General features: G+C 71.2%; 23 protein-coding genes. 12 read left to right on the forward strand and 11 right to left on the reverse strand.

Translation table 11 applies throughout. The annotated features are described in order from the left end of the window. The 4 genes from EDD93_RS03130 to EDD93_RS03140 form a co-directional block, all read right to left on the reverse strand. A complete protein-coding gene (locus EDD93_RS03130; protein ID WP_123523706.1) occupies window positions 1–1,728 on the reverse strand; it encodes an ABC transporter substrate-binding protein in 1,728 nt (575 codons plus the stop codon). A gap of 213 nt (window positions 1,729–1,941) precedes the next feature. After that, window positions 1,942–2,037, reverse strand: coding sequence for an Ms4533A family Cys-rich leader peptide (locus tag EDD93_RS40675; protein ID WP_311318299.1), 96 nt, complete (start codon window positions 2,035–2,037; stop codon window positions 1,942–1,944). 158 nt (window positions 2,038–2,195) lie between these two features. Beyond that, window positions 2,196–3,521 (reverse strand): DUF3152 domain-containing protein, encoded by a 1,326-nt coding sequence (locus EDD93_RS03135; RefSeq protein WP_123523707.1) that lies wholly within the window; start codon window positions 3,519–3,521, stop codon window positions 2,196–2,198. Window positions 3,522–3,529: 8 nt separating this feature from the next. Further along, window positions 3,530–4,495 (reverse strand): alpha/beta fold hydrolase, encoded by a 966-nt coding sequence (locus EDD93_RS03140; protein WP_123523708.1) that lies wholly within the window; start codon window positions 4,493–4,495, stop codon window positions 3,530–3,532. A gap of 110 nt (window positions 4,496–4,605) precedes the next feature. On the opposite strand from EDD93_RS03140, the gene EDD93_RS03145 reads away from it, so the two are divergent. The 4 genes from EDD93_RS03145 (at window position 4,606) to EDD93_RS03160 (ending at window position 6,522) form a co-directional block, all read left to right on the forward strand. Then, a complete protein-coding gene (locus EDD93_RS03145; RefSeq protein ID WP_123523709.1) occupies window positions 4,606–4,821 on the forward strand; it encodes a hypothetical protein in 216 nt (71 codons plus the stop codon). A gap of 169 nt (window positions 4,822–4,990) precedes the next feature. Next, complete coding sequence (locus EDD93_RS03150; protein ID WP_123523710.1) at window positions 4,991–5,632, forward strand: TetR/AcrR family transcriptional regulator; 642 nt, start codon at window positions 4,991–4,993, stop codon at window positions 5,630–5,632. A 132-nt stretch (window positions 5,633–5,764) separates the two neighbouring features. Continuing rightward, window positions 5,765–5,992 (forward strand): DUF3107 domain-containing protein, encoded by a 228-nt coding sequence (locus EDD93_RS03155; RefSeq protein WP_024490505.1) that lies wholly within the window; start codon window positions 5,765–5,767, stop codon window positions 5,990–5,992. Window positions 5,993–6,252: 260 nt separating this feature from the next. Continuing rightward, window positions 6,253–6,522 (forward strand): hypothetical protein, encoded by a 270-nt coding sequence (locus tag EDD93_RS03160; RefSeq protein ID WP_123523711.1) that lies wholly within the window; start codon window positions 6,253–6,255, stop codon window positions 6,520–6,522. 16 nt (window positions 6,523–6,538) lie between these two features. Here the strand turns inward: EDD93_RS03160 and EDD93_RS03165 are convergent, their stop codons facing one another. Continuing rightward, window positions 6,539–7,273: a ferritin-like fold-containing protein gene (locus EDD93_RS03165; RefSeq protein ID WP_123523712.1), complete on the reverse strand. Its 735-nt coding sequence runs from the start codon at window positions 7,271–7,273 to the stop codon at window positions 6,539–6,541. Window positions 7,274–7,724: 451 nt separating this feature from the next. Here EDD93_RS03165 and EDD93_RS03170 point away from each other — a divergent pair, with 451 nt between their 5' ends. Together EDD93_RS03170 and EDD93_RS03175 are read left to right on the forward strand one after the other, a co-directional pair. After that, complete coding sequence (locus EDD93_RS03170; protein ID WP_185092200.1) at window positions 7,725–9,659, forward strand: DEAD/DEAH box helicase; 1,935 nt, start codon at window positions 7,725–7,727, stop codon at window positions 9,657–9,659. 104 nt (window positions 9,660–9,763) lie between these two features. Further along, window positions 9,764–10,609 (forward strand): alpha/beta fold hydrolase, encoded by an 846-nt coding sequence (locus tag EDD93_RS03175; protein WP_123523714.1) that lies wholly within the window; start codon window positions 9,764–9,766, stop codon window positions 10,607–10,609. A 28-nt stretch (window positions 10,610–10,637) separates the two neighbouring features. Here EDD93_RS03175 and EDD93_RS03180 read toward each other — a convergent pair whose 3' ends face one another. Next, window positions 10,638–11,525 (reverse strand): NYN domain-containing protein, encoded by an 888-nt coding sequence (locus EDD93_RS03180; protein WP_123523715.1) that lies wholly within the window; start codon window positions 11,523–11,525, stop codon window positions 10,638–10,640. A 222-nt stretch (window positions 11,526–11,747) separates the two neighbouring features. Between EDD93_RS03180 and EDD93_RS39500 the strand changes: the two genes are divergently transcribed. Beyond that, window positions 11,748–11,900, forward strand: coding sequence for a hypothetical protein (locus tag EDD93_RS39500; RefSeq protein ID WP_185092201.1), 153 nt, complete (start codon window positions 11,748–11,750; stop codon window positions 11,898–11,900). 75 nt (window positions 11,901–11,975) lie between these two features. Here the strand turns inward: EDD93_RS39500 and EDD93_RS03185 are convergent, their stop codons facing one another. The 3 genes from EDD93_RS03185 to EDD93_RS03195 form a co-directional block, all read right to left on the reverse strand. Next, window positions 11,976–12,581, reverse strand: a complete 606-nt coding sequence (locus tag EDD93_RS03185) for a MarC family protein (RefSeq protein ID WP_123523716.1) — start codon at window positions 12,579–12,581, stop codon at window positions 11,976–11,978. A 193-nt stretch (window positions 12,582–12,774) separates the two neighbouring features. Then, window positions 12,775–13,644: a PHP domain-containing protein gene (locus EDD93_RS03190; RefSeq protein WP_123523717.1), complete on the reverse strand. Its 870-nt coding sequence runs from the start codon at window positions 13,642–13,644 to the stop codon at window positions 12,775–12,777. Between the two features lie 76 nt (window positions 13,645–13,720). Further along, window positions 13,721–14,365 (reverse strand): DUF6758 family protein, encoded by a 645-nt coding sequence (locus EDD93_RS03195; RefSeq protein ID WP_123523718.1) that lies wholly within the window; start codon window positions 14,363–14,365, stop codon window positions 13,721–13,723. A 157-nt stretch (window positions 14,366–14,522) separates the two neighbouring features. On the opposite strand from EDD93_RS03195, the gene EDD93_RS03200 reads away from it, so the two are divergent. Next, the gene (locus tag EDD93_RS03200) at window positions 14,523–15,755 is read left to right on the forward strand and encodes an MFS transporter (RefSeq protein ID WP_123523719.1); all 1,233 of its coding nucleotides are present in this window, start codon (window positions 14,523–14,525) and stop codon (window positions 15,753–15,755) included. Between the two features lie 115 nt (window positions 15,756–15,870). On the opposite strand, the gene EDD93_RS03205 is transcribed toward EDD93_RS03200, so the two are convergent. Continuing rightward, window positions 15,871–16,455, reverse strand: coding sequence for a suppressor of fused domain protein (locus EDD93_RS03205; protein WP_123523720.1), 585 nt, complete (start codon window positions 16,453–16,455; stop codon window positions 15,871–15,873). 413 nt (window positions 16,456–16,868) lie between these two features. On the opposite strand from EDD93_RS03205, the gene EDD93_RS03215 reads away from it, so the two are divergent. Continuing rightward, window positions 16,869–17,990: a magnesium and cobalt transport protein CorA gene (locus EDD93_RS03215; protein WP_123523721.1), complete on the forward strand. Its 1,122-nt coding sequence runs from the start codon at window positions 16,869–16,871 to the stop codon at window positions 17,988–17,990. Between the two features lie 50 nt (window positions 17,991–18,040). Continuing rightward, on the forward strand, window positions 18,041–18,559 hold the full coding sequence (locus EDD93_RS03220) for a hypothetical protein (protein WP_123523722.1): 519 nt from the start codon (window positions 18,041–18,043) through the stop codon (window positions 18,557–18,559). Window positions 18,560–18,587: 28 nt separating this feature from the next. Here EDD93_RS03220 and EDD93_RS03225 read toward each other — a convergent pair whose 3' ends face one another. After that, a complete protein-coding gene (locus EDD93_RS03225) occupies window positions 18,588–19,358 on the reverse strand; it encodes a hypothetical protein (protein WP_123523723.1) in 771 nt (256 codons plus the stop codon). A gap of 203 nt (window positions 19,359–19,561) precedes the next feature. On the opposite strand from EDD93_RS03225, the gene EDD93_RS03230 reads away from it, so the two are divergent. Further along, a complete protein-coding gene (locus tag EDD93_RS03230) occupies window positions 19,562–20,836 on the forward strand; it encodes a magnesium transporter MgtE N-terminal domain-containing protein (protein WP_123523724.1) in 1,275 nt (424 codons plus the stop codon). Further along, a complete protein-coding gene (locus EDD93_RS03235) occupies window positions 20,826–21,380 on the forward strand; it encodes a DUF1003 domain-containing protein (protein ID WP_123523725.1) in 555 nt (184 codons plus the stop codon). The genes EDD93_RS03230 and EDD93_RS03235 overlap by 11 nt, the downstream gene beginning before the upstream one ends. Window positions 21,381–21,389 lie beyond the last annotated feature (9 nt).

A 21,389-nucleotide genomic window follows, 5' to 3' on the forward strand; every position in this document is an offset into this window, starting at 1 on the left:
CTACTTGACCGCGACCTGCGAGATGTCGAGCACGCCGGTCCAGTCGCCGATCACCACGTTCTTGACGGCCTCGCCGTACAGGCGCTTGTAGACCGGGTGGAACAGCGGCACGGTCAGCGCCCGCTCACCGACCTTCTTGTCGAGCGCGCCCCAGCGCTTGGCGGCGGCGTCCAGGTCGGTCAGCTTGTTGATCTCGTCGATCTCCTTGTTGACGGCCGGGTCGTTCAGCTGGGAGGCGTTGAAGTTGTACCCGGACGTGACGATCTGGCGTCCGTCGAAGACCGGGGCGAAGAACGGCCCGCCCGAGGGCCAGTCGGCGCCCCAGCCGCCGAGGAAGAAGCCGGGCTCGGACTTCACGTTGTAGACGGTGTCCGAGTAGGCGTTGTCCTCCAGGCCCCGCAGCTTGACGGTGATACCGGCCTTCTTCAGCGCCTCCTGGAGCGCGGTGGCGATCTCCGGGCTGGTGGCGAAGTTCTTCTCGTTGTTGTGCGTGAGGGTGACGGTCAGCCCCTTGGGGTACCCGGCTTCCTTCAGCAGCTCCTTCGCCTTGGCCGCGTTGCCGTTCCTGCCGGCCGGGAAGGCGTCGTAGGGCGTGTAGCCGAAGGAGGCCTGGTCGGGCAGGAAGGTGGTGGCGGGCTCGGCGAGCGAGGAGCCGCCTGCGGCGTTGACGACGGAGGTGCGGTCGACGGCGTAGGAGATCGCCTGGCGCACCTTCGGGTTGTCGAACGGCTTCACCTTCGGGTTGAAGGCGATGTAGTTGGTGAAGCCGAAGTGGCCGGTGCCGACCCGGGCGGCGAGCTTCTTGTCGCCGCTGACCTTGGCGAGCTCGGCCGGGCCGAGGTTGGTGTCGGTGGTGACGGCGGCGGCGTCGGCGCCCTGCGAGGCGGACAGCCGCTGGTTGATGACGGCGGAGTCGAGCCCGGAGCGGACGTCGATGCGGTCCGGGTAGGCCTTGCGCTCCTCGTCGGTGGCGGCCGACCAGTGGGGGTTGCGCGCCAGGGTGAGGCGCTCGCCGTCGCCCTCGTTCTTCACGACCTTGTACGGGCCGGAGGCGAGCGGGTGCTCCTCGTACTTGGTGCCGGTGTCCTTGGCCTTCGGTACGGGGGTGGTCTGGGTCTGGGTGGCCAGGAAGGGGAACTCGCCCTCGGGCTTGTTGAGGTGGAAGACGATCGTCTTCGCGTCGGGCGTCCGAATCGAGTCGAGGCCCTTCTTGTCCTTGTACGGGCCCTGGTAGCCGGCGCCGCCGACCAGCCAGTCACGCAGGTAGGGCGCGCCGCCGGAGAGTTCGGCGGCGAAGGAGCGCTCGATGCCGTACTTGATGTCGGCGCTCGTGATCGCGCTGCCGTCCTCGTACGTGAGGTTGTCCTTGAGCGTGTACGTCCAGACGGTGGCGTTCTTGCTGGGCGTGCCCAGGTCGGTCGCCAGGTCGGGGACCACCTTCGAACCGGCCGCGCCGGCCTCCCGGTTGCGGGTGGTGAGGGTGCGGAAGACGAGCGAGGGGACGTTGCCGCCGCCGGAGGTGTAGAGCCGGGCGGGGTCGAAGTCCTCCTGCGGGGCGCTGTTGAGGACGGTGAGCGTGCCGCCCTTCTTGGGCGCGCCCGCCGCGCCGGAGCCGCTGTCGCTCCCCTTGCCGCTGCCCTCGGGCCCGCAGGCCGCGGCGCCGGCGGCCACGACGAGTACTGCGACGGCCGCTGCTGCGCGGCGCGATATGACGGACGGTTGACGCATCGGAAGGTGACCTCTCGGAGAACTGCCTGGGTGGGGGATACGGAAGTGCGTCCGTGCAGGCGGCGAGAGGGACATGTGCGTACGGCCGGTCGGGGCCGGGACACCGGAGCTGCCGCGCCTGCGGACGGAGTACGCCCGGTGCGGCAGTCGGGGAGGGGCCGGCCGGCCCGTCGGGGCTCGGGCGGCAGGGGCCGACGCGCACTCGGGCAGGCGTCAGCAACAGTCGACGTCGGCGACACTGTGCCCGGTCACGCCGATGAGCGCCAGCTCGATGGCTGCGCGTTCGGCGGTGAGGGGGCTGTGTGACATGCCGAGAAATATGCGGCGACGGCCCACGCGGTGTCAACGCGATACGAGACGACCGTCTCGCTATTCGGACAAGTGCGGTGGGAGACCATCGCCGCGCCTCCGGCGGCCGGCCTCGCGGCCACCGGAGTGGCGGCCGCTCGCGCGGCCGCGGGCAGGGCTCAACCCTGCGGGTGGACCCAGGCGTTGGGCTTGCACTTGATGTTGTCGATGTCGAGCGATTTGGTCTGCTGCTGCATCACCGGAGCGAGGGTGCCCGGCGTGCGGCAGCTCACATGGTTGTGCCCCAGCCGGTGACCCACCTCGTGGTTGATCAGCATCTGCCGGTAGGAGTAGAGCTTGTCCGGACCGAAGGTGGACGAGCCCTGGGCCCAGCGATAGGCGTTGATCATCACGCGCTCGGTGGCGGCGGAGTCGCAGGAGACGTTGTCCACCGTCGTGTCCAGACCCGACTTCTCGCACCAGACCCCGGTGGTTCCCGGACTGGCCAGCGTGATCACGAAATCCGGATCGCCGGTGGAAATCCGTTCGAAGGTCATCGCGCCGTCGTGCGCCCAACTGCGTTCATCATTGAGGGTCTTCTGGACCGCCTGGGCGAAGAGCGCGGAGTCGAGCCCGAGCCCCTTCTCGACATCGATCCGGTAGACGTACTTGCGCCCCTTGCCCGGAGCCTTCGCCGCCCCGGGTACGGCCGTGAATTTCCCCGAGCCCTTGAGCTTCGGCGCCAGCGGATAGGCCTTGGCCATCTTCTGCTCGTACGAGAGGGGCTTGACCGCCACCTTGGGGGTGTTCCTGTCGTCGGACCGCGAGGTGCCGTCGGTGCCGTCCCGGTCGACTCCCGCCGCCTGTGCCTCGCCGGACCGGCCGCCGCTGTCGTGGGCGACCTGGCCGGCGACGACCACCGCGAGCACCGTGGTCACGGCGGCGGCCGCGATACCGGTGAACGTGCGGCCCCTGCCGCCCCTGGAGTCCTTGGGCGCGCCGTCCGCACTGTCCGGCGGCTGCTCGCCCCCGTCGCTGACGGGGCCGTGCGGATCGGCGGGGGCAACCCGCTCCGGCGCCGGGGTGGCGCGGGGCGGCCGGGCGGCCGGGGCGTCGAACGCCTCGACGAACTCCCTGCGCGGGCCCGGTATCAGCGGCTTGGTGCCGGTCCCCTGCGCGTTCCGCGGCGCCTGCGGTTGCTGCGGCGCCGACGCCTCGCCGGCGGTACGGCCGGGTTCGGTGCGGGACGGCGGGCCGGGGCGCCCGGCGGGTCCGGTGCCCCAGCCGCCGCCCGGTTCGCGTTGTTCGGGGTGGCCGCCGCGCACCTGGGGCGCGCCCTGGAACGGGGCGGGCCCATCGGGGGCCTGCGGCGCCTCGCCCGGCCGCCTGCGCCGGCCGTTGCCGGGTGCGGGGCGGGTGCCCTCTCGCCCGGCGCCCGGTTCCGCCGGGGCGGGCCCGGCCTCCGGCGCCTTGGCCTCAGGGCCCTTTCGACTGTGTCGTCCCACGCCCCGGATCAGCTCCCGCCGTCTTCGTCGAGCAGTTCCCGGAACGCCTGGGCGACCGCCTCCGGGTACTCCATCATCGCCACGTGCCCCGCGTCGGGCAGTGTCAGCAGCCGCGAATCGCGGAAGGCCGCGGACGCCCTGCGTGCCATCCGGTACGAGACGAGCCGGTCCCGTCCGCCGTACACGAGCTGGGTCGGCGCGAGCACCCGCTCGGCCTGACGCCACAGCCCGTGCTGACCGCCCAGCGTGTAGGCATCGACGATGCCACGTGCCGAGCGCGCCATGGCGTCCCAGAAGTACGGCAGTTCCAGCCGTCGCTCCATTTCGGCCACCGCCGCACTGAAGCCCGCCTCGGAGACGCGTGCCGGATCGCCGTAACAGAGTGCCATGACTCCGCGGGTGCGTTCTTCCGCGGTCCAGTCCCGGCTCATCCGCGCGAACAGGGACACGAGCCCCGGAACCGCGAGCAGGGCGGTCGGCGCGGCCGACAGCTGGACCCGGATCTCGGGGAGCGCGGGCGAGATCAGGGTCAGCGTGCGCACCAGGTCGGGGCGGACCGCCGCGACCCTGGTCGCCACCGCGCCGCCGAGGGAGTTGCCGAACAGGTGGACGGGCCCGCGCTCGCCCGCGTCCAGGAAGCGGATCACCGCGCGGGCGTGTCCGGTGACCGAGTAGTTGCCGTCGTCCGGGGGCGGGGAGTCCCCGAAGCCCGGCAGGTCGAGCGCCTCGCCGTCCACCACGTCCTGCAGCAGCGGCATCAGGGCCGACCAGTTCTGCGAGGAGCCGCCGAGCCCGTGGACGTAGAGGGCGGGCGCCAGGTCCGTCCGCTCCGGGGGCCGCGATCGGACGTTCAGCGTGAGTCCGGCCAGCGTGACGGAGCGGAGTCTCTCGCCCTCCGCGACCCTGACGGCGCTCACCGTGGGGGCCGCCGCTGCGGCGGCGGCCCGGACTCCCGGCAGCTCGGTCGAAGACATGTGGCAATGTTACGAGACGATCACACCGCGATTCATGTGTTCGCCGTCACACACCGCATAGCGGCATCGGGTCCGTACTCCTAGGCTCGGAGGCAAGGAAGGGAGTCACCATGACGGTCGACCCCAGTGACCCGGAGTCCTTCGAGGGCGTCCAGCCCGACGGACCCGGCCAGGAGACACCCGAGGCGGACGCCGCCGAGCAGCAGGCGGAGCTGCGCCCCGAGAGCGACGAACCGCTGACGGAAGTCGACCGGAACCGTGCGAACGAGGCGGACGCGGCGGAACAGGCCCGCGTCGTCACGCACGACGAGGACGATTACCGCTGATACGTCCTGCTATACGGCACAGGTCAAGGGGAACTGTGGCTACCGCGGGCGTCCGGTCCGTGAAATTCTGCGTCCGCGCCGCGCGTACCCGGGTTACCCGAAAGTACGATGGCGGTACGGCGCAGCGAGTACGGAACGGTTGTGCCGGAACACGAATTTGGGAGGCGGCGTGACAGCCATCGAGCAGACCGAGGCGGCGCGCCCGCGGGGCACTCGCCTGCCGCGTCGCGCCCGACGCAATCAGCTCCTGGGCGCCGCCCAGGAGGTCTTCGTCGCGCAGGGCTACCACTCCGCCGCGATGGACGACATCGCGGAGCGGGCCGGGGTCAGCAAGCCGGTGCTCTACCAGCACTTCCCGGGCAAGCTGGAGCTCTACCTGGCCCTGCTCGACCAGCACTGCGAGTCGCTGCTCCAGTCGGTCCGCACGGCGCTCGCGTCGACGACCGACAACAAGCTGCGCGTGGCCGCGACGATGGACGCCTACTTCGCGTACGTCGAGGACGAGGGCGGCGCCTTCCGGCTGGTCTTCGAGTCCGACCTCACCAACGAGCCCGCCGTGCGCGAGCGGGTGGACCGGGTCTCGCTCCAGTGCGCCGAGGCGATCTCCGACGTGATCGCCGGTGACACGGGGCTGTCCAAGGACGAGTCCATGCTGCTCGCCGTGGGCCTGGGCGGGGTGTCCCAGGTGGTCGCCCGCTACTGGCTCTCCAGCCGGTCCGCCATCCCGCGCGACACCGCGGTCCAGCTGCTCACCTCGCTGGCCTGGCGGGGCATCGCGGGCTTCCCGCTGCACGGCATCGACCAGCACTGAGCGGGGCGGCCGGCGCCCGTGTTCGCTGCGGGCGTTGCCCGCCGACCCCTGGTCACCGTCCGCAGCGGGCTAATGTGTGCTGCGTACGGCGCGGTTCACCGCGCAGGGACTGACCGTCGGAGGGACATAGCCGTGGAGGTCAAGATCGGGGTGCAGCACACGCCCCGGGAGATCGTTCTGGAGAGCGGGCTTTCCGCCGAAGAGGTCGAGAGCGCGGTTTCCGAGGCTCTCGCCGGCAAGGCGCAGCTGCTCAGCCTCACGGACGAGAAGGGCCGCAAGGTCCTGGTGCCGGCCGACCGGATCGCCTACGTGGAGATCGGCGAGCCCAGCACGCGACGGGTGGGGTTCGGCGCCCTCTAGAGGCGCGCACGGACACAGAGACCGCGGAAAGCGGCCCGGCGGGGATTCCCCCGCCGGGCCGCTTTCCGCTGTGCCCGGGGTGCGAGCCCGAGCAGGACCGTCCCGTGCGACGGCGGCCGTTCATGTACGGCAGTCGAACTTCTGTGCGTTCCTGTGCGACGCCTGGGCGAAGCCTGTCCGCCGGGGGATTGCGTTCCGCGGCCCGGGGGTAGTACCGCGTAGACCGAATTGCCCGCCCCGTACCTGCGAGGTGATCGTCTGTGATCTTGGAAACCCTGGGCTCCGTCGTGCTCGGACTCGCCCTCTCCTGGGCGGCCCTGCGCTCCCTGTCGCCCCGCCTCCCGTCCCGCCGGGCCGTCTTCGGCACCGGAGCGCTGGGGGCCCTGTTCGGCCTGTATCTGATGCACTCGGTGCTGGGCCCCGGCCACTCGGCGGCGACGCTGATCGGCGCGGCGCTCATCTCCGCGGTGACGGTGTCCCTGCTGATCCGGCCGCGCAGCCGCCGGATCAACCGGTCGGCGGCCGCCTGACACCGCGGGGGCGGCGCTACGCCGCAAGCCCCAGGGTGGCCATCCGCTTGGTGTGCGCCTCGGTGATCCGCGAGAACATCCGGCCGACCTCGGCCAGATCGAAGCCGTCGGCCACCCCGCCCACCAGCATGGTGGACAGCGCGTCGCGGTCGGCCACCACGCGCTGCGCCTGCGAGAGCGCCTCGCCCATCAGCCTGCGCGCCCACAGCGCGAGCCGGCCGCCGAGCCTCGGGTCGGCCTCGATCGCGGCGCGCACCTTCTCGACGGCGAAGTTGCCGTGTCCGGTGTCGTCGAGGACGGCGAGCACCAGGGAACGGGTGTCCGAATCGAGCCGGGCCGCGACCTCACGGTAGAAGTCACTGGCGATCGAGTCACCGACATAGGCCTTGACCAGGCCTTCCAGCCAGTCGGACGGCGCGGTCTGGCGGTGGAAGTCGTCGAGCGCCTTGGCGAACGGCTCCATCGCGGCGGTCGGCTCCACCTCGATCGCCGTCAGCCGGTCGGTCAGCCGCTCGAAGTGGTGGAACTCCGCGGACGCCATCTTCGCCAGGGCCGCCTTGTCACCCAGCGTCGGCGCGAGTTTCGCGTCCTCGGCGAGCCGCTCGAAGGCCGCCAGCTCCCCGTAGGCGAGTGCTCCCAGCAGGTCCACGACGGCGGCGCGGTACTGCGGCTCCGTGGCCGCGGTGGCCCAGTCCTGGTCGGCAATTCGGGTGGATGCGGGGGTTTCCGTGGCGTTGTCAGGCGTCTCCATGGAGCGCAGAATAGCCCGCCCGCCGGGGGGTGGACGGGTCCGCCCGCAGACTGACGTCACACCGTTCCGATGAATTCGCCCAACACAGATGCGCGAATCCGGGGTACAGTGGTATTGCGCTTACTGAGCATTTTGCAACTGCTCGTGGCGCGAAATTGAATGAGGATGCCCGGTCGGTGGCCCGATCGGCTCCGACCCGACAGCCCTCCACGCGAGGCGTACGCCACGTACGACCGCAGATGAGGGGCCCCCTCAGCGGCACGAGCGCTCGAGCGACGGCAGTGGTCCCGCGCCACCCGGCCCATCCACGGCCGGATGACCAACCCCGGCACGGTACGACCCCCTTCGTTCGCCTCGGACCGCGTTTCACAGAAGAGGCAATACCCTGACTACGTTCCGAGACCTCGGGATTCTTCCCGAGACGGCCGAGGCCCTTGAGTCCGTCGGCATCATGTCCCCCTTCCCCATCCAGGAGATGACGCTCCCCGTAGCGCTCTCCGGCTCCGATGTCATCGGGCAGGCCAAGACCGGCACCGGCAAGACGCTCGGTTTCGGGCTGCCGCTGCTCGAGCGCGTCACCGTCCCCGCGGACGTCGAGGCGGGCCGGGCCGCGCCCGAGAAGCTCACCGACGCGCCGCAGGCACTGATCGTCGTCCCCACCCGCGAGCTGTGCCAGCAGGTCACCAACGACCTCCAGACCGCCGGCAAGGTCCGTAACGTCCGCGTTCTCGCGATCTACGGCGGCCGGGCGTACGAGCCCCAGGTCGAGGCCCTCAAGAAGGGCGTCGACGTCGTCGTCGGCACCCCGGGCCGGCTGCTCGACCTGGCGGGCCAGCGCAAGCTCGACCTGTCGCACATCCGCGTCCTCGTCCTCGACGAGGCCGACGAGATGCTGGACCTGGGCTTCCTGCCCGACGTCGAGCGCATCATCACGATGCTGCCGGCCAAGCGGCAGACCATGCTGTTCTCCGCGACCATGCCGGGCGCGGTCATCAGCCTCGCCCGTCGCTACATGTCGCAGCCGACGCACATCAACGCCACCTCGCCCGACGACGAGGGCACCACGGTCAAGAACACCGCGCAGTACGTCTACCGCGCGCACAACATGGACAAGCCGGAGATGGTCTCCCGCATCCTCCAGGCCAACGGCCGCGGACTCGCGATGATCTTCTGCCGCACCAAGCGCACCGCGGCCGACATCGCCGAGCAGCTGGAGAAGCGCGGATTCGCCTCCGGCGCCGTCCACGGCGACCTGGGCCAGGGCGCCCGCGAGCAGGCGCTGCGCGCCTTCCGCAACGGCAAGGTGGACGTCCTCGTCTGCACCGACGTCGCGGCCCGCGGTATCGATGTCGAGGGTGTCACCCACGTCATCAACTACCAGTCCCCCGAGGACGAGAAGACCTACCTGCACCGCATCGGCCGCACCGGCCGCGCGGGCGCCAAGGGCATCGCGATCACGCTGGTCGACTGGGACGACATCCCGCGCTGGCAGCTGATCAACAAGGCGCTCGACCTGAAGTTCCCGGACCCGCCGGAGACGTACTCCACCTCCCCGCACCTGTACGAGGAGCTGGACATCCCGGCCGGCACCAAGGGTGTCCTGCCGCGCACCGAACGCACCCGCGCCGGTCTGCGGGCCGAGGAGATCGAGGACCTCGGGGAGACGGGCGGCCGCGGCCGCAAGTCCGCCCCCGCCGCCGCGGCACCCGCCGTCCGCGAGGAGCGCCCCCCGCGCACGCCGCGTCAGCGCCGTCGCACCCGGGGCGGTTCCGCCGCCGAGGAGAGCGCCGCCACGGTGCCCGCACCGGCAGCTGAGGCCGTCGAGGCTCCCGCCGCCACCGAAGCCCCCGCCGAGGCGCGCACGCCGCGCCGGCGTCGTCGCGGCCGCGTCAACACCCCGGACGCCGCGGCCGAGGCCGCGGTGGAGACGGTGCAGGCCGCCCCGGTCGTCGTCATCGACACCGAGCCCGAGCCCGTGGTGAAGACCCGGACCAGGGCCTCCAGGGCCAAGGCCGATGTCACCGTCGAGGTGGCGGCCGAGGCGGTGCCCGCGGCGAAGCCGCGTCGCAGCCGCGCCCGGGTCGCGAAGCCGGTGACGGAGGAGGTCGACTTCCAGACCGCCCCCGTGGCCGAGCCCGCCGCCGAGGCCACGACGGTGACCAAGCCGCGCCGCCGCGCCCGGGTCATCAAGCCGGCCGAGGACGAGGTCGACTTCCAGATCGCGCCGATCGCCGAGCCGGAGAACGACAGCAGGCCGCGTCGTCGCACCCGCGCCGCCGCCAAGCCGAAGACGGAGGCCGTGGCGGACGCCCCGGTCACCGAGGGCGAGGCCAAGCCGCGCCGGCGCCGGGCACCCCGGGCGGCCGCCGCGAAGACCGAGGGCTGAGAACGACAGCTGAGACCGGCGCCCGAGCGCGCCGGGTGTGTGCCCGACGGGCCCGAGGGATCCCCCTCGGGCCCGTCGGGCGTTGTACGGCATAACCTCCTCCCATGAGCCGGCCACCCACCTTCGTCCCGCCGCCCTGCACCCGGGCCCGTACGCTGCACACCGCGCGCGGCGACTTCGCCGTCCTGGACGCGTCCCCGCGTACCGCACCGCGCGGCACCGCGCTCCTGCTGCCCGGCTTCACCGGCAGCAAGGAGGACTTCATCGCGATGCTGGAACCACTGGCGGACGCCGGGTACCGCGCGGTCGCCGTCGACGGGCGCGGGCAGTACGAGAGCGAGGGGACGGATCGCCAGGAGTCCTACGCGCAGGCGGAGTTGGCGCGCGACGCACTCGCGCAGACGGCCGCGCTCGGCCTCGGTGACGGCGGCGTCCACCTGCTCGGGCACTCGCTCGGCGGGCTGGTCGCACGCGCCGCGGCCATCCTGGATCCGGCACCGTTCCGCTCGCTGACCCTGATGTCGTCCGGGCCCGCGCAGGTCGTCGAGGCCCAGCAGATCAAGGCGAAGATCCTGGGTGACGCGCTCGCGACCATGAGCATGGACCGGGTCTGGGAGGCCATGCGCGCCTTCGACCCGCCCGCGGAGGCCGAGACGGGCGGCGAGGACCTGCGGCGGCGCTGGATGCGCCACCGCCCCGCCCAGCTGATCGCCACCGGCCGCCAGCTCGCCACCGAGCCCGACCGGGTGGCCGAGGTCGCCGCCACCGGACTGCCGGTCCACGTCGTCTCCGGCGAGCGCGACGACGTCTGGCCGGTCCCCCTGCTCGACGAGATGGCCGGGCGGCTGGGCGCCCGCCGGACCCGGATCGAGGGCGCCGAGCACTCCCCCAACACGGACCGGCCGGAGCCGACGGCGGCCGCCCTGGTCTCCTTCTGGGACAGCCTGTAGCCGAGGGCGCCGCGGCCCCGGCCCCCGCTCAGTACTGCGACTGGAGGTGCTGCCAGAAGCCGTCGCGGAGCGCCCGCCGCAGATGGGCGTGGCCGCGCAGCGAGTGCTGGAGCAGGCGCTCGGCCTCGACCAGCAGGTCCTGGTCGACGGAGCCCGGCAGGTACGGGTGCCCGGGGAGCAGGTCGGCCAGGGACTCGCGGCCGCGCGCGGCGAGCCAGGCCGCGGCGATCTGCGTGCCGACGAAGCGGACGTCGTCGCGCGAGGGCGCCGGGGAGTCGTCCTCGTAGGTGGTGACGGGGCGTCTGGTCACGTAGGGGCGGCAGAAGTCGAGGTCGAAGGTGCGCTGGCTGTCGACCTCCCAGAGCAGTGGTTCGGCCTGGTTGCGGCCTTCCGCGGCCTCGATGCCCCAGAGGTGGACGCGGGCCCCGTACCCCTGTGCTGCCTCGACGGCCGACACCAGGTCCTCGTCGCCGCCGACGAGTGCGGCATCGCTGATGGCGCGGTGGCGGGCGAGGGATTCGAGGTCGGTGCGGATGAGTGAGTCGACGCCCTTCTGCTGGTTGTTGGCGTTGAGGTTGCCGAGTCTGACCTTGACGTCGGGGAGTTCCGCGATGGACTGCTGCTCGACGGTGTGGATCCGGCGCCTGGCCCCGTCGTACCAGTACACGCGGAGGAGCCGGCTGTCCGCGAAGATCGTGCGGGCCTTGTCGATGAAGGCCTCGATCAGCCCCTCCGAGTCGAGGTCGAAGGAGCGCCGGTCCTCGGTGCCGGTGACGAGCAGCCCGGCCGCGGCGTACACATAGCCCGCGTCGACGAAGATCGCGTGGGTCGAGGGGGTCTTCGACACCTCGGCGAGCACGCGCTGGAGCAGTTCGTTGGTGCGGTCCAGACGCTCGCCGGTCTCTGCGTCGTTCATACGGGCCTCGTCGTGGATGTCGTCGTCCGCGCATGCTCGGTTACCTGCTGGTACTTAGACATCCAAAAAATTTCCTTAGCGTAGGGAATGATTGCAGGAGGCAAGCCGTTGTACACCTCGTGGGGCGCGAGACGTACCAGCCTGGCGCCCCTCATCCTTGCGGACGGGTCACCCGTCCTCCCAGTAGTTCTCCAGCAGGAGGATCAGACGAAGGGAAGCCGTATGCGCTTCGAGATCATGCGACTCGACGATGTCGACGGTACCGCCGTGGACAGCACCGTCGTGGACGCCGCCTCCGTCAACCGGATCGTGCAGCAGGCCGCAGCATTGGGCCAGCGCATCTATATCCGCCCGGCCGACAACTCGGCCTCGTAACACCTTGCCGGTATAAAGACGAAGCGCCCCCGCACGGACCGATCGTGCGGGGGCGCTGTGCTGCGCGGGGCGGGGTCAGGCGTTCTGGATGACCTGGGTGACGCCGTTGATGATCTGCTGCACGGCGATGGCGGACAGCATCATCCCGGCCAGCCTGGTGACCAGCACGACGCCGCCGTCCTTGATGACCCGGATGATCAGCAGCGAGTAGCGCATGGTCAGCCAGAGCACCACGTGCATGGCGACGATCGCCGTCCAGACGGAGAACTGGCTCCCGAGGCTGTCGGCGTGCTGGACGGCGAGGATCACCGAGACGATCGCGCCGGGACCGGCGAGCAGCGGCATGCCGAGCGGTACGAGCGCCACGTTGACGTCCTTCGTCTGCGTCGGCTCGTCCGTCTTGCCGGTCAGCAGGTCCAGCGCGATCAGCAGCAGGAGCAGACCGCCCGCGATCATCAGCGCGGGTACGGAGACGTGGAGGTAGTCCAGGATCTGCTGGCCGAGCACTCCGAAGACGGCGATCACGCCGAAGGCGACGGAGACCGCCTGCAGCGCCATCTTGCGCTGGGTCTTGGCGGGGCGGCCGGCGGTGAGGGCCAGGAAGATCGGGGTGATTCCGGGCGGATCCATAATCACAAAAAGCGTGAGAAAAAGGGATCCGAAGACAGCGACGTCGAACACAGTGAGCCTTGCGGGGAGAGAGCGGGAATTCGGCAGGGACGGCGCACCGGACGAGTGCCGGACCGGCGTCCGCCGGAGAGTCCGGACGGCAGCCGCAACAGCACGGTGCGCAGGGGGGGTGCGTGGTACGCGGGGGTGGTGCGGGCGGCGTCGCGGTGCGGCGCGGCCGGGTGGGGCAGTGGCGCGCGGGCCGTTACGGGACGAGCGGTCCGCCGGCTCCCGGCACGGGGAATGCCCCGGTGGCGCGCCGGGTGATCTCGCCGTAGATCTCGGGGTCGGTGACGTTCTCGCCGAGCCGTACGGTCTTGCGGCTGCCGTGGTAGTCGCTCGACCCGGTGGCCAGCAGCCCCAGCTCGCGGGCGAGCCCGCGCAGCCTGGCCCTGGTCGGCTCGTCGTGGTCCATGTGGTCGGCCTCGATACCGTCGAGCCCGGCGGCGGCCAGCTCCGCGATGGCGGATTCGGGGATCACGTGGCCGCGCTTGACGGCGGCGGGGTGGGCGAGCACGGTGACGCCGCCGGCGGCCTTGACCAGCCGGACCGCGTCGAAGGGGTCGAGCTCGTGCTTCTCGGCGTGGGCGCGCCCGCCGTCGGCGAGCCACTGCGGGGTGAAGGCGTCGGAGACGCTCGGCACGACGCCGAGCTCGACCAGTGCGGTGGCGATGTGCGGCCGCCCGACCGATCCGTCGCCGGCGATCCGCGCGACCTGCTCCCACTCGACCGGCACGCCCAGCTCCTGGAGCTTGCGCACCATGGTCCTGGCGCGCGGCACCCGGTCGTCGCGGACCAGCTCGCGCTCGCGCGCCAGCTCGGGCTCGTCGGGGTCGAAGAGGTAGGCCAGCATGTGCAGGCCGCCCGCGCCTTCGAGCCGGCAGGACAGCTCGGCGCCGGTGACCAGGGTGAGCCCGGCGGGCAGGGCGGCTATCGCCTCGGCGTGCCCGCGGACCGTGTCGTGGTCGGTGAGGGCTACGACGTCCAGGCCTGCGGCGGCGGCTTCCCGCACCAGCTCGGCGGGGGTGTCCGTGCCGTCCGACGCGGTGGAGTGGGTGTGCAGGTCGATGCGCACGACTCGGACTCCAGTGCTCGCGGCCGGATGGGGGACGCCCAAGGATAACCGGCTCACGCGTCGGTTCCGGACCCGCTCAGGGACCGCTCAGCAGCCGGGGGGTGAGCGCGCCGCAGGGCACGAGGTCGACCTCTCCCCCGGCGTCACGCAGATCGGTGAGCACCAGTTCGTCGTACATCAGGAGGCCGGACTGCTCGGGCCAGACGATCGCCCAGAGCCACAGGCCGCGCGCCTCACCGGCGAAGACGGCCCGGTCGGCGGGGGCGTCCTTCACGTGCCAGAGCGGGGTCGGCCGTCCGGCGGCGAGCACCTTGACGTCCGGCGGGCCGTCCACCCGCAGGTACGGGCCAGGGTCGGGGCCGTCGATTCCGGCGTACCGCGCACCGAGTCCGACGCCGAGCTCCTCGGCGACGAGCAGCAGCTCACCGATGCCGCCGAGCGGCCCCGGTCCGGAGCAGGCCACGGCGGTGGCCCGGCCGCCGCCCCGGTCGTCGCCCGCGCACGCCACACCGGTGAAGAGCCAGCCGACCGGCAGCGGCCAGGGCATCCACACGGGCACCCGTGCGCGGTGCACCACCACACCGAGCGCCTCCACACCGGGCGGGATGACCGGCTGCAGCGGCTGCACACTGCCGTGCACGTCGCACTGCCAGGTGTCGTCGAAGAAACCGGGCGCCTTGACCCGGCCTCCGCACTTCGGGCAACTGGGTTCGCCCCTCATAACAACCAACCGTCCTCCCCGGCCGTCGCCGCGTCAAGGACGATCACCCTTCCGCAGTGTGGCTCTCACCAGGGGATTTAGATGTAGCTTGCATTTATTAGCCTCTCTAACTTATTCTGTGCATAACGCATCGATCTAGTGGAGAGCGAGTAGTCCCATGCAGGGAGAGGATCCGTTCGACTCAGGAACGGTCAGCATCCTGCGCCAGCCGAAGGCCGTCTGGGCCACAGCGGGCGCTTCTGTTGTCGCGTTCATGGGAATCGGCCTGGTTGACCCGATTCTGCCGTCCATCGCCAAGGGCCTGGAAGCGACGCCGAGTCAGGTGTCCCTGCTCTTCACCTCCTACTTCCTGATCACCGCCGTGGCGATGCTGGTGACCGGCTTCGTCTCCAGCCGGATCGGCGGGCGCAAGACGCTGCTGGCCGGGCTGGCGCTCGTCGTGGTCTTCGCCGCGCTGTCCGGCACCTCGTCATCCGTGGCGGAGCTCGTCGGCTTCCGGGCCGGCTGGGGCCTGGGCAACGCCCTCTTCGTCTCGACGGCGCTCGCGGTGATCGTCGGCGCGGCCGCGGGCGGCAGCTCGGCGGCGATCCTGCTGTACGAGTCGGCGCTCGGCCTCGGCATGGCCTGCGGGCCGCTGCTCGGCGCGCTGCTCGGTGACGCCAGCTGGCGCTACCCGTTCTTCGGGACCGCCGCGCTGATGGCGATCGGCTTCGTCTGCATCACGGCGTTCCTCAAGGAACAGCCCAAGCCCGCGAAGAAGACGTCACTGCTCGACCCGATCAAGGCGCTCGGCCACCGCGGCCTCGCCTCCGTCGCCACCTCGGCGTTCTTCTACAACTACGCCTTCTTCACGATCCTGGCGTTCACGCCGTTCGTGCTGAACATGTCGCCGTACAAGTCCGGCGCGGTGTTCTTCGCCTGGGGCCTGCTGCTCGCGGTGTTCTCGGTACTGGTCGCGCCGAGGCTGCAGAAGCGCTTCGGCTCGCTCAAGGTGGTCGGCGCCTCGCTGGTGCTGCTCGCCGCCGACCTGGTCATCCTCGGCTACGGCAACCACACCACGGCCATCGTCTGCACGATCGTCTCCGGCGCCTTCATCGGCATGAACAACACCGTCTACACGGAGCTGGCACTCGGGGTGTCCGACGCGCCGCGTCCGGTGGCCAGCGCCGGTTACAACTTCGTCCGCTGGTTCGCCGCGGCCGCCGCGCCCTTCCTGGCCCCGAAGATCGAGGAGTGGAGCAACATCCACATCCCGTTCGTGATCGCCGCCGTCGCCGCCGTCATCGGCGCGGTAGTCGTCTGGGTGCGGCGCTCGGCCCTCACCCACGAGGCGGAGGAGCTGGAGCCGAAGCACGCCACCGAGGACGGCGTCACGGTCTTCGCCAACTGAACCACCGGGGCCGGGCCCGGACCCGCCCCGCCCTCGAACGCCCCGCCCGCGGCCGCCTCCTCGCCGCGCGGCGGGGCTTTCGGCGTTTCCGCAGGCCCGCACCGCCCGCCCGGTGTCAGTCCAGGGCCACCGGGGCGCGCAGCGGATCGCGCAGGTCCGTCCCCCGGGACAGCCACCGCTCCTGGAGCTCCTGAGCGCCCCGGACCCGCTTCCAGGCGGCCTCGTTGTGCGTCATCGGCAGCAGCGGCAGGAACCGCACCGCCTCCATCGGCGCGTCCAGCTCCAGATCCTCGACCAGGCCCCCGGGCTCGGCGACGAGCACGGAGCTGAACGGCGCTCCGGGCCACAGCGGCTCACCGAGGTCCAGCGAGGCGCCGGGAGCCACGATCACCCCCTCCACCTGCGGCGAGGCGGCGAGCACCGCGAGCTTGCGCAGCACCTGGTCGGTGTCCGCGAGGCCGGCCCGCACCGACAGGACCAGTTCGGCCCGAGGTCCCTTCACCGGGTCGGCGAAGGGGTCGGAGGGGTCGGCCATCGGCTGCGCGGACATGCCGAGCGTGGCGTACCTCACCACGTCGCCGTCGATGAACCGGAGCACCTCGATCCGTTCCGTACCGAGGAATGTCACTGCCGCACGTGCGTCCGGTTCACCCAGGCCCGTCCGCAGACGGGCCTCGACCAGAGCAAGAATTTCTGCCATGTGGCGAGCATAGGACGCGTATGGAACGGGCAAAGTAAGAGATTGGCCCTGTGCCTGCTGATAGCCTGGGCCCGCCGGTCGGGACAGCACGCAGAAGCGTCGCTCTCAAGTCCCGACGCAACGTCGTCCCTCACGGGGGACCGACCGGAGGAGGTGGGGCTGCGGTGGATCCAAGTCGACCGTGCAGTACCAACCGCTCTTCCGCCCGACACCTTTCTTCTGTGATCTGACGCCTTCCCGGCCACGGCCCATGGCGTTTCGCACGACGGAAGAGCACCCCCTTTTTGCCTGTCTGTAGCGAACGCCGTCATCGCGCCGCCGCGGTGCCGCCCGCTTTGCGGACGTGAGCCCACGTCCCCATTCCGGGCTGTTCCACGCCCTCGCCGACGGCCCCTCCGTGAAGGAGCCCAGCCATGTCGATGATCCGTGACCTGCGCGCTGTGGTGCGCCCGTCCCTGCGCAAGACCAACACGCTGCACAGCAGCTACGACACCACCCGTGATCCGTCCGCCTCCAGCGCGGTCGTCGACTGCGCGGTCTACCGCGACGGACGCCGGGTCGCGGAGGAGGACGGCACCTGCCGTACGCCGCACGAGGCGATGCTCCGGGTGCGGGAGAAGGGCGGCTTCGCCTGGATCGGCCTCCACGAGCCGACCGAGGAGGAGTTCGCGGGCATCGCCCGGGAGTTCGGGCTGCACCCGCTGGCCGTCGAGGACGCCGTCCACGCCCATCAGCGGCCGAAGCTGGAGCGGTACGACGACACCCTGTTCACCGTCTTCAAGACCATCCACTACGTCGAGCACGCCGAGCTGACCGCGACCAGCGAGGTCGTGGAGACCGGCGAGGTGATGTGCTTCACCGGCCGGGACTTCGTCATCACCGTGCGGCACGGCGGCCACGGCTCGCTGCGCGCGCTGCGCCACCGGCTCCAGGACGACCCCGAGCTGCTCGCCAAGGGCCCGTCTGCGGTCCTGCACTCCATCGCCGACCATGTCGTCGACGGCTACATCGCGGTGGCGGGCGCCGTGCAGGAGGACATCGACGAGGTGGAGATCGAGGTCTTCTCCACTCCCGACAAGGGCGGCCCGCGCGGTTCGGACGCCGGCCGGATCTACCAGCTCAAGCGCGAGGTGCTGGAGTTCAAGCGGGCCGTGTCGCCGCTCCTGCGCCCGATGCAGCTGCTCAGCGAGCGGCCGATGCGGCTGATCGACCCGGACATCCAGAAGTACTTCCGAGACGTCGCGGACCACCTCGTACGGGTGCAGGAAGAGGTCATCGGCTTCGACGAGCTGCTGAACTCGATCCTCCAGGCCAACCTGGCGCAGGCGACCGTCGCGCAGAACGAGGACATGCGCAAGATCACCTCCTGGGCGGCCATCATCGCCGTGCCGACGATGATCTGCGGGGTCTACGGCATGAACTTCAAGCACATGCCCGAGCTGCGCTGGACGTACGGCTATCCGATGGTGCTGGGCTTCATCGGCGTGGTCTGCTTCTCCATCCACCGCATGCTCAAGCGCAACGGCTGGCTCTGACCGTTCCGCCACCGGCCGGCCCCTGTGCCGGCCGGTCTAAGCTCTGCCCCATGACTGCTGCTGACACGCTGCTCGGACCGGCCCTCGTCGAGGAGGCCACCAAGAAGTCGGGCCTGGTCTGGGTGCGCGGCACCGGGCCCGCGCGGGCACTGTGGCACGTGTGGCACGAGGGCGCGGCGTACTTCGTCGGGGACGGCCCCGGCGAGCAGCCGCTGCCGGCCGGTCTCACCGACGGGGCCAACGCCGAAGTGACCGTCCGCAGCAAGGACAAGGGCGGCCGGCTCGTCGCCTGGACGGCTTCGGTGGCCCAGCTCGCCCCGCACTCCGAGGAGTGGGAGGCGGCGGTGGCCGAGCTCAGGGGCAAGCGGCTGAACGCGCCGGACGCGGAACAGATGACCGAACGCTGGGCGCGCGAGTGCCGGATCGTACGGCTCACGCCGCTCGACTCCCGTACCGATCTGCCGACGGGCTCGGGGGCTGCGGCGCCGCTGCCCACCACCGCGACCACCCGGCAGCCGGTACCGGCCGGGCTGCCACGGCTGCTGAAGCGCTCGCTCAGGAAGCCGTAGCGGCCCGCCCGGCGGACCCGTCCTGCGCCTACGAGGTGGACTTGGGAAGCTGGCGCCCGTAGTCGACGGTGGCATCCTCGGCCGGGGCCTTCAGCGCGAAGTCCTTGCCCCAGTCCGCGAGCGTGATGACGCCCCCGCCGCCGCCGCGCGCGAAGCGCAGCGGGTACGGCTTGCCGTCCAGGGACACGTCGAGCGCGCCGCCCACGCCCTTGCCACCGGTGATCCGGATGGTGCGGTCGGCGCCGATCCTGTCGCGGTCCCCCTTGCCGACGTCGCCGTGCAGCGTCAGCAGGCCGTCGAGCAGCACCTTCTTGTCGGTGAAGCCGCGCAGCTGCTTGTAGGTGGGGTCGTCCTGGGGGACCTTCACGTACTTGTCGTCCAGCTTGTCCGCCGCCGCCCCATCGGCCTCGTTCGCCTTGCCGGCGTCCGCCGTGCCGTGGTTCCAGAAGCCGGCGTCCGCCTTGAGGTAGAGCACGTCCCCGATCCGGAGCAGCTCGAAGGTGCTGTTCTTCGACGTGACGGAGCCGGCCCCGCCCTCGTCCTTGAGCCGCATGTCGATCTTGTACGTGCCGCCCTTGCTGACCAGGGTGCCGGCCAGCCGGACCATGTCGGAGGAGTCCGCCGCGGCCCGCGCCTTCTTCTCGATCTCCGGCGCGTCCAGTCTGCCGACGCCGTTGGTCCCCTTGTCCGGATCCTCGTCCGCGCACGCGGTCAGCGCCGCGCCGAGCCCCGCGCAGAGCACGACGGCGAGGGTGGCGGTCCGGCGGCGGGCCCGGACGGTCGGGACAAAAGAGGTCACAGGCGCACTGCCTCTCATCTGCGTGGCGGGGGTGGCAGACGGCAGCGTACCTGTGCGGCCTACACCTTCCGGCAGAGAGTCGCGACGACCGCTCTCCAGGGCGACCTGCGGCGGTACGGGCTAGCCTGAACCCGTCATAACGGTGCAATAAATGTCACAACAGACCGGATGCGTAAGCCGGCGACGGAGGAGGAGGCGCAGGCATGGCAGCAGGGACGCCCCGGGTCTTCGTCTCGCACCTCTCCGGCGTGCCGGTCTTCGACCCGAACGGGGACCAGGTGGGGCGCGTCCGTGACCTGGTCGCCATGCTGCGCGTCGGCGGGCGGCCGCCCCGGCTGCTCGGCATCGTCGTCGAAGTGGTGAGCCGGCGCCGGATCTTCCTGCCGATGACCCGGGTGACGGGCATCGAGTCCGGACAGGTCATCACCACGGGCGTGGTCAACATGCGGCGCTTCGAGCAGCGGCCCACCGAACGCCTGGTGCTGGGCGAGTTCCTCGACCGGCGGGTCAGCCTGGTGGAGACCGGCGAGGAGGTCACCATCCTGGACGTCGCGATCCAGCAGCTGCCGGCCCGCCGCGACTGGGAGATCGACAAGTACTTCGTGCGCAAGGGCAGGGGCGGGGCGCTGCGCCGCAAGGGCGAGACCCTGACGGTCGAGTGGTCGGCGGTCAGCGGCTTCTCGCTGGAGGAGCACGGGCAGGGCGCGGAGTCGCTGGTCGCCACCTTCGAGAGGCTGCGCCCGACCGATGTCGCCAACGCCCTGCACCACCTCACCCCGAAGCGGCGTGCGGAGGTCGCCGCCGCGCTCGACGACGACCGGCTGGCCGACGTCCTGGAGGAGCTCCCCGAGGACGACCAGGTGGAGATCATCGGCAAGCTCCAGGAGGAGCGGGCGGCGGACGTCCTGGAGGCGATGGACCCCGACGACGCGGCCGACCTGCTGTCCGAGCTGCCCGAGGAGGACAAGGAGCGGCTGCTGACGCTGATGCGCCCGGACGACGCGGCCGATGTCCGGCGCCTGATGTCGTACGAGGAGCGGACGGCGGGCGGCCTGATGACCACCGAGCCGATCATCCTGCGCCCGGACGCCACGGTCGCCGACGCCCTCGCCAGGGTCCGCCAGCAGGACCTCTCCCCCGCGCTCGCCGCCCAGGTGTACGTGTGCCGGTCGCCCGACGAGACGCCCACGGGCAAGTACCTGGGCACGGTGCACTTCCAGCGGCTGCTGCGCGATCCGCCGTTCACCCTGGTCAGCTCGATCGTCGACAGCGATCTGGTGGCGCTGACGCCGGACACCCCGCTGTCGGTGGTGACCAGCTACCTCGCGGCGTACAACCTGGTCTCGGTGCCCGTGGTGGACGAGAGCGGCTCGCTGCTGGGCGCGGTGACCGTCGACGACGTGCTCGACCACCTGCTGCCCGACGACTGGCGGGAGACCGACTTCCACGGCCGCGAGGGGGTGCTCCGTGGCCGGTGAGGACCGCTCCAGGGCGTCGAACGGCTCGACCGCCCTGACCCGTACCCCCAGGACCCGGCTCGACCAGCCGAAGGACCCGAGGCGGCGGCTGCTGCCCGAGTACGACCCCGAGGCGTTCGGCAGGTTCTCGGAACGGATCGCGCGGTTCCTGGGGACCGGGCGGTTCATCGTCTGGATGACCCTCATCATCATCGTCTGGGTGGTGTGGAACATCTTCGCGCCGGGGAACCTGCGCTTCGACGAGTACCCGTTCATCTTCCTGACCCTGATGCTGTCCCTCCAGGCCTCCTACGCGGCCCCGCTGATCCTGCTCGCACAGAACCGGCAGGACGACCGCGACCGGGTGACCCACGAGCAGGACCGGGCCCAGAACGAGCGCTCCATCGCCGACACCGAGTACCTGACCAGGGAGATCGCGGCGCTGCGGATGGGCCTCGGAGAGGTCGCCACCCGCGACTGGATCCGCTCCGAACTGGAGGACCTGGTGCGGGATCTCGACGACCGCAGGACACCGGCGGGGGCCGAGGGCGACGAAGACCGCTGACAAGGCTAC

The organism is Streptomyces sp. 840.1 (assembly GCF_003751445.1).
Lineage (GTDB): Bacteria > Actinomycetota > Actinomycetes > Streptomycetales > Streptomycetaceae > Streptomyces.

Excerpts from the sequence above, each read along its gene's own strand:
- EDD93_RS03130 (WP_123523706.1), bottom strand. The coding sequence starts at position 1,728 with ATGCGTCAACCGTCCGTCATATCGCGCCGCGCAGCAGCGGCCGTCGCA.
- EDD93_RS40675 (WP_311318299.1), bottom strand. The coding sequence starts at position 2,037 with ATGTCACACAGCCCCCTCACCGCCGAACGCGCAGCCATCGAGCTGGCG.
- EDD93_RS03140 (WP_123523708.1), bottom strand. The coding sequence starts at position 4,495 with ATGTCTTCGACCGAGCTGCCGGGAGTCCGGGCCGCCGCCGCAGCGGCG.
- EDD93_RS03145 (WP_123523709.1), top strand. The coding sequence starts at position 4,606 with ATGACGGTCGACCCCAGTGACCCGGAGTCCTTCGAGGGCGTCCAGCCC.
- EDD93_RS03165 (WP_123523712.1), bottom strand. The coding sequence starts at position 7,273 with ATGGAGACGCCTGACAACGCCACGGAAACCCCCGCATCCACCCGAATT.
- EDD93_RS03170 (WP_185092200.1), top strand. The coding sequence starts at position 7,725 with ATGTCCCCCTTCCCCATCCAGGAGATGACGCTCCCCGTAGCGCTCTCC.
- EDD93_RS03175 (WP_123523714.1), top strand. The coding sequence starts at position 9,764 with ATGAGCCGGCCACCCACCTTCGTCCCGCCGCCCTGCACCCGGGCCCGT.
- EDD93_RS03180 (WP_123523715.1), bottom strand. The coding sequence starts at position 11,525 with ATGAACGACGCAGAGACCGGCGAGCGTCTGGACCGCACCAACGAACTG.
- EDD93_RS39500 (WP_185092201.1), top strand. The coding sequence starts at position 11,748 with ATGCGCTTCGAGATCATGCGACTCGACGATGTCGACGGTACCGCCGTG.
- EDD93_RS03195 (WP_123523718.1), bottom strand. The coding sequence starts at position 14,365 with ATGAGGGGCGAACCCAGTTGCCCGAAGTGCGGAGGCCGGGTCAAGGCG.
- EDD93_RS03200 (WP_123523719.1), top strand. The coding sequence starts at position 14,523 with ATGCAGGGAGAGGATCCGTTCGACTCAGGAACGGTCAGCATCCTGCGC.
- EDD93_RS03205 (WP_123523720.1), bottom strand. The coding sequence starts at position 16,455 with ATGGCAGAAATTCTTGCTCTGGTCGAGGCCCGTCTGCGGACGGGCCTG.
- EDD93_RS03215 (WP_123523721.1), top strand. The coding sequence starts at position 16,869 with ATGTCGATGATCCGTGACCTGCGCGCTGTGGTGCGCCCGTCCCTGCGC.
- EDD93_RS03220 (WP_123523722.1), top strand. The coding sequence starts at position 18,041 with ATGACTGCTGCTGACACGCTGCTCGGACCGGCCCTCGTCGAGGAGGCC.
- EDD93_RS03230 (WP_123523724.1), top strand. The coding sequence starts at position 19,562 with ATGGCAGCAGGGACGCCCCGGGTCTTCGTCTCGCACCTCTCCGGCGTG.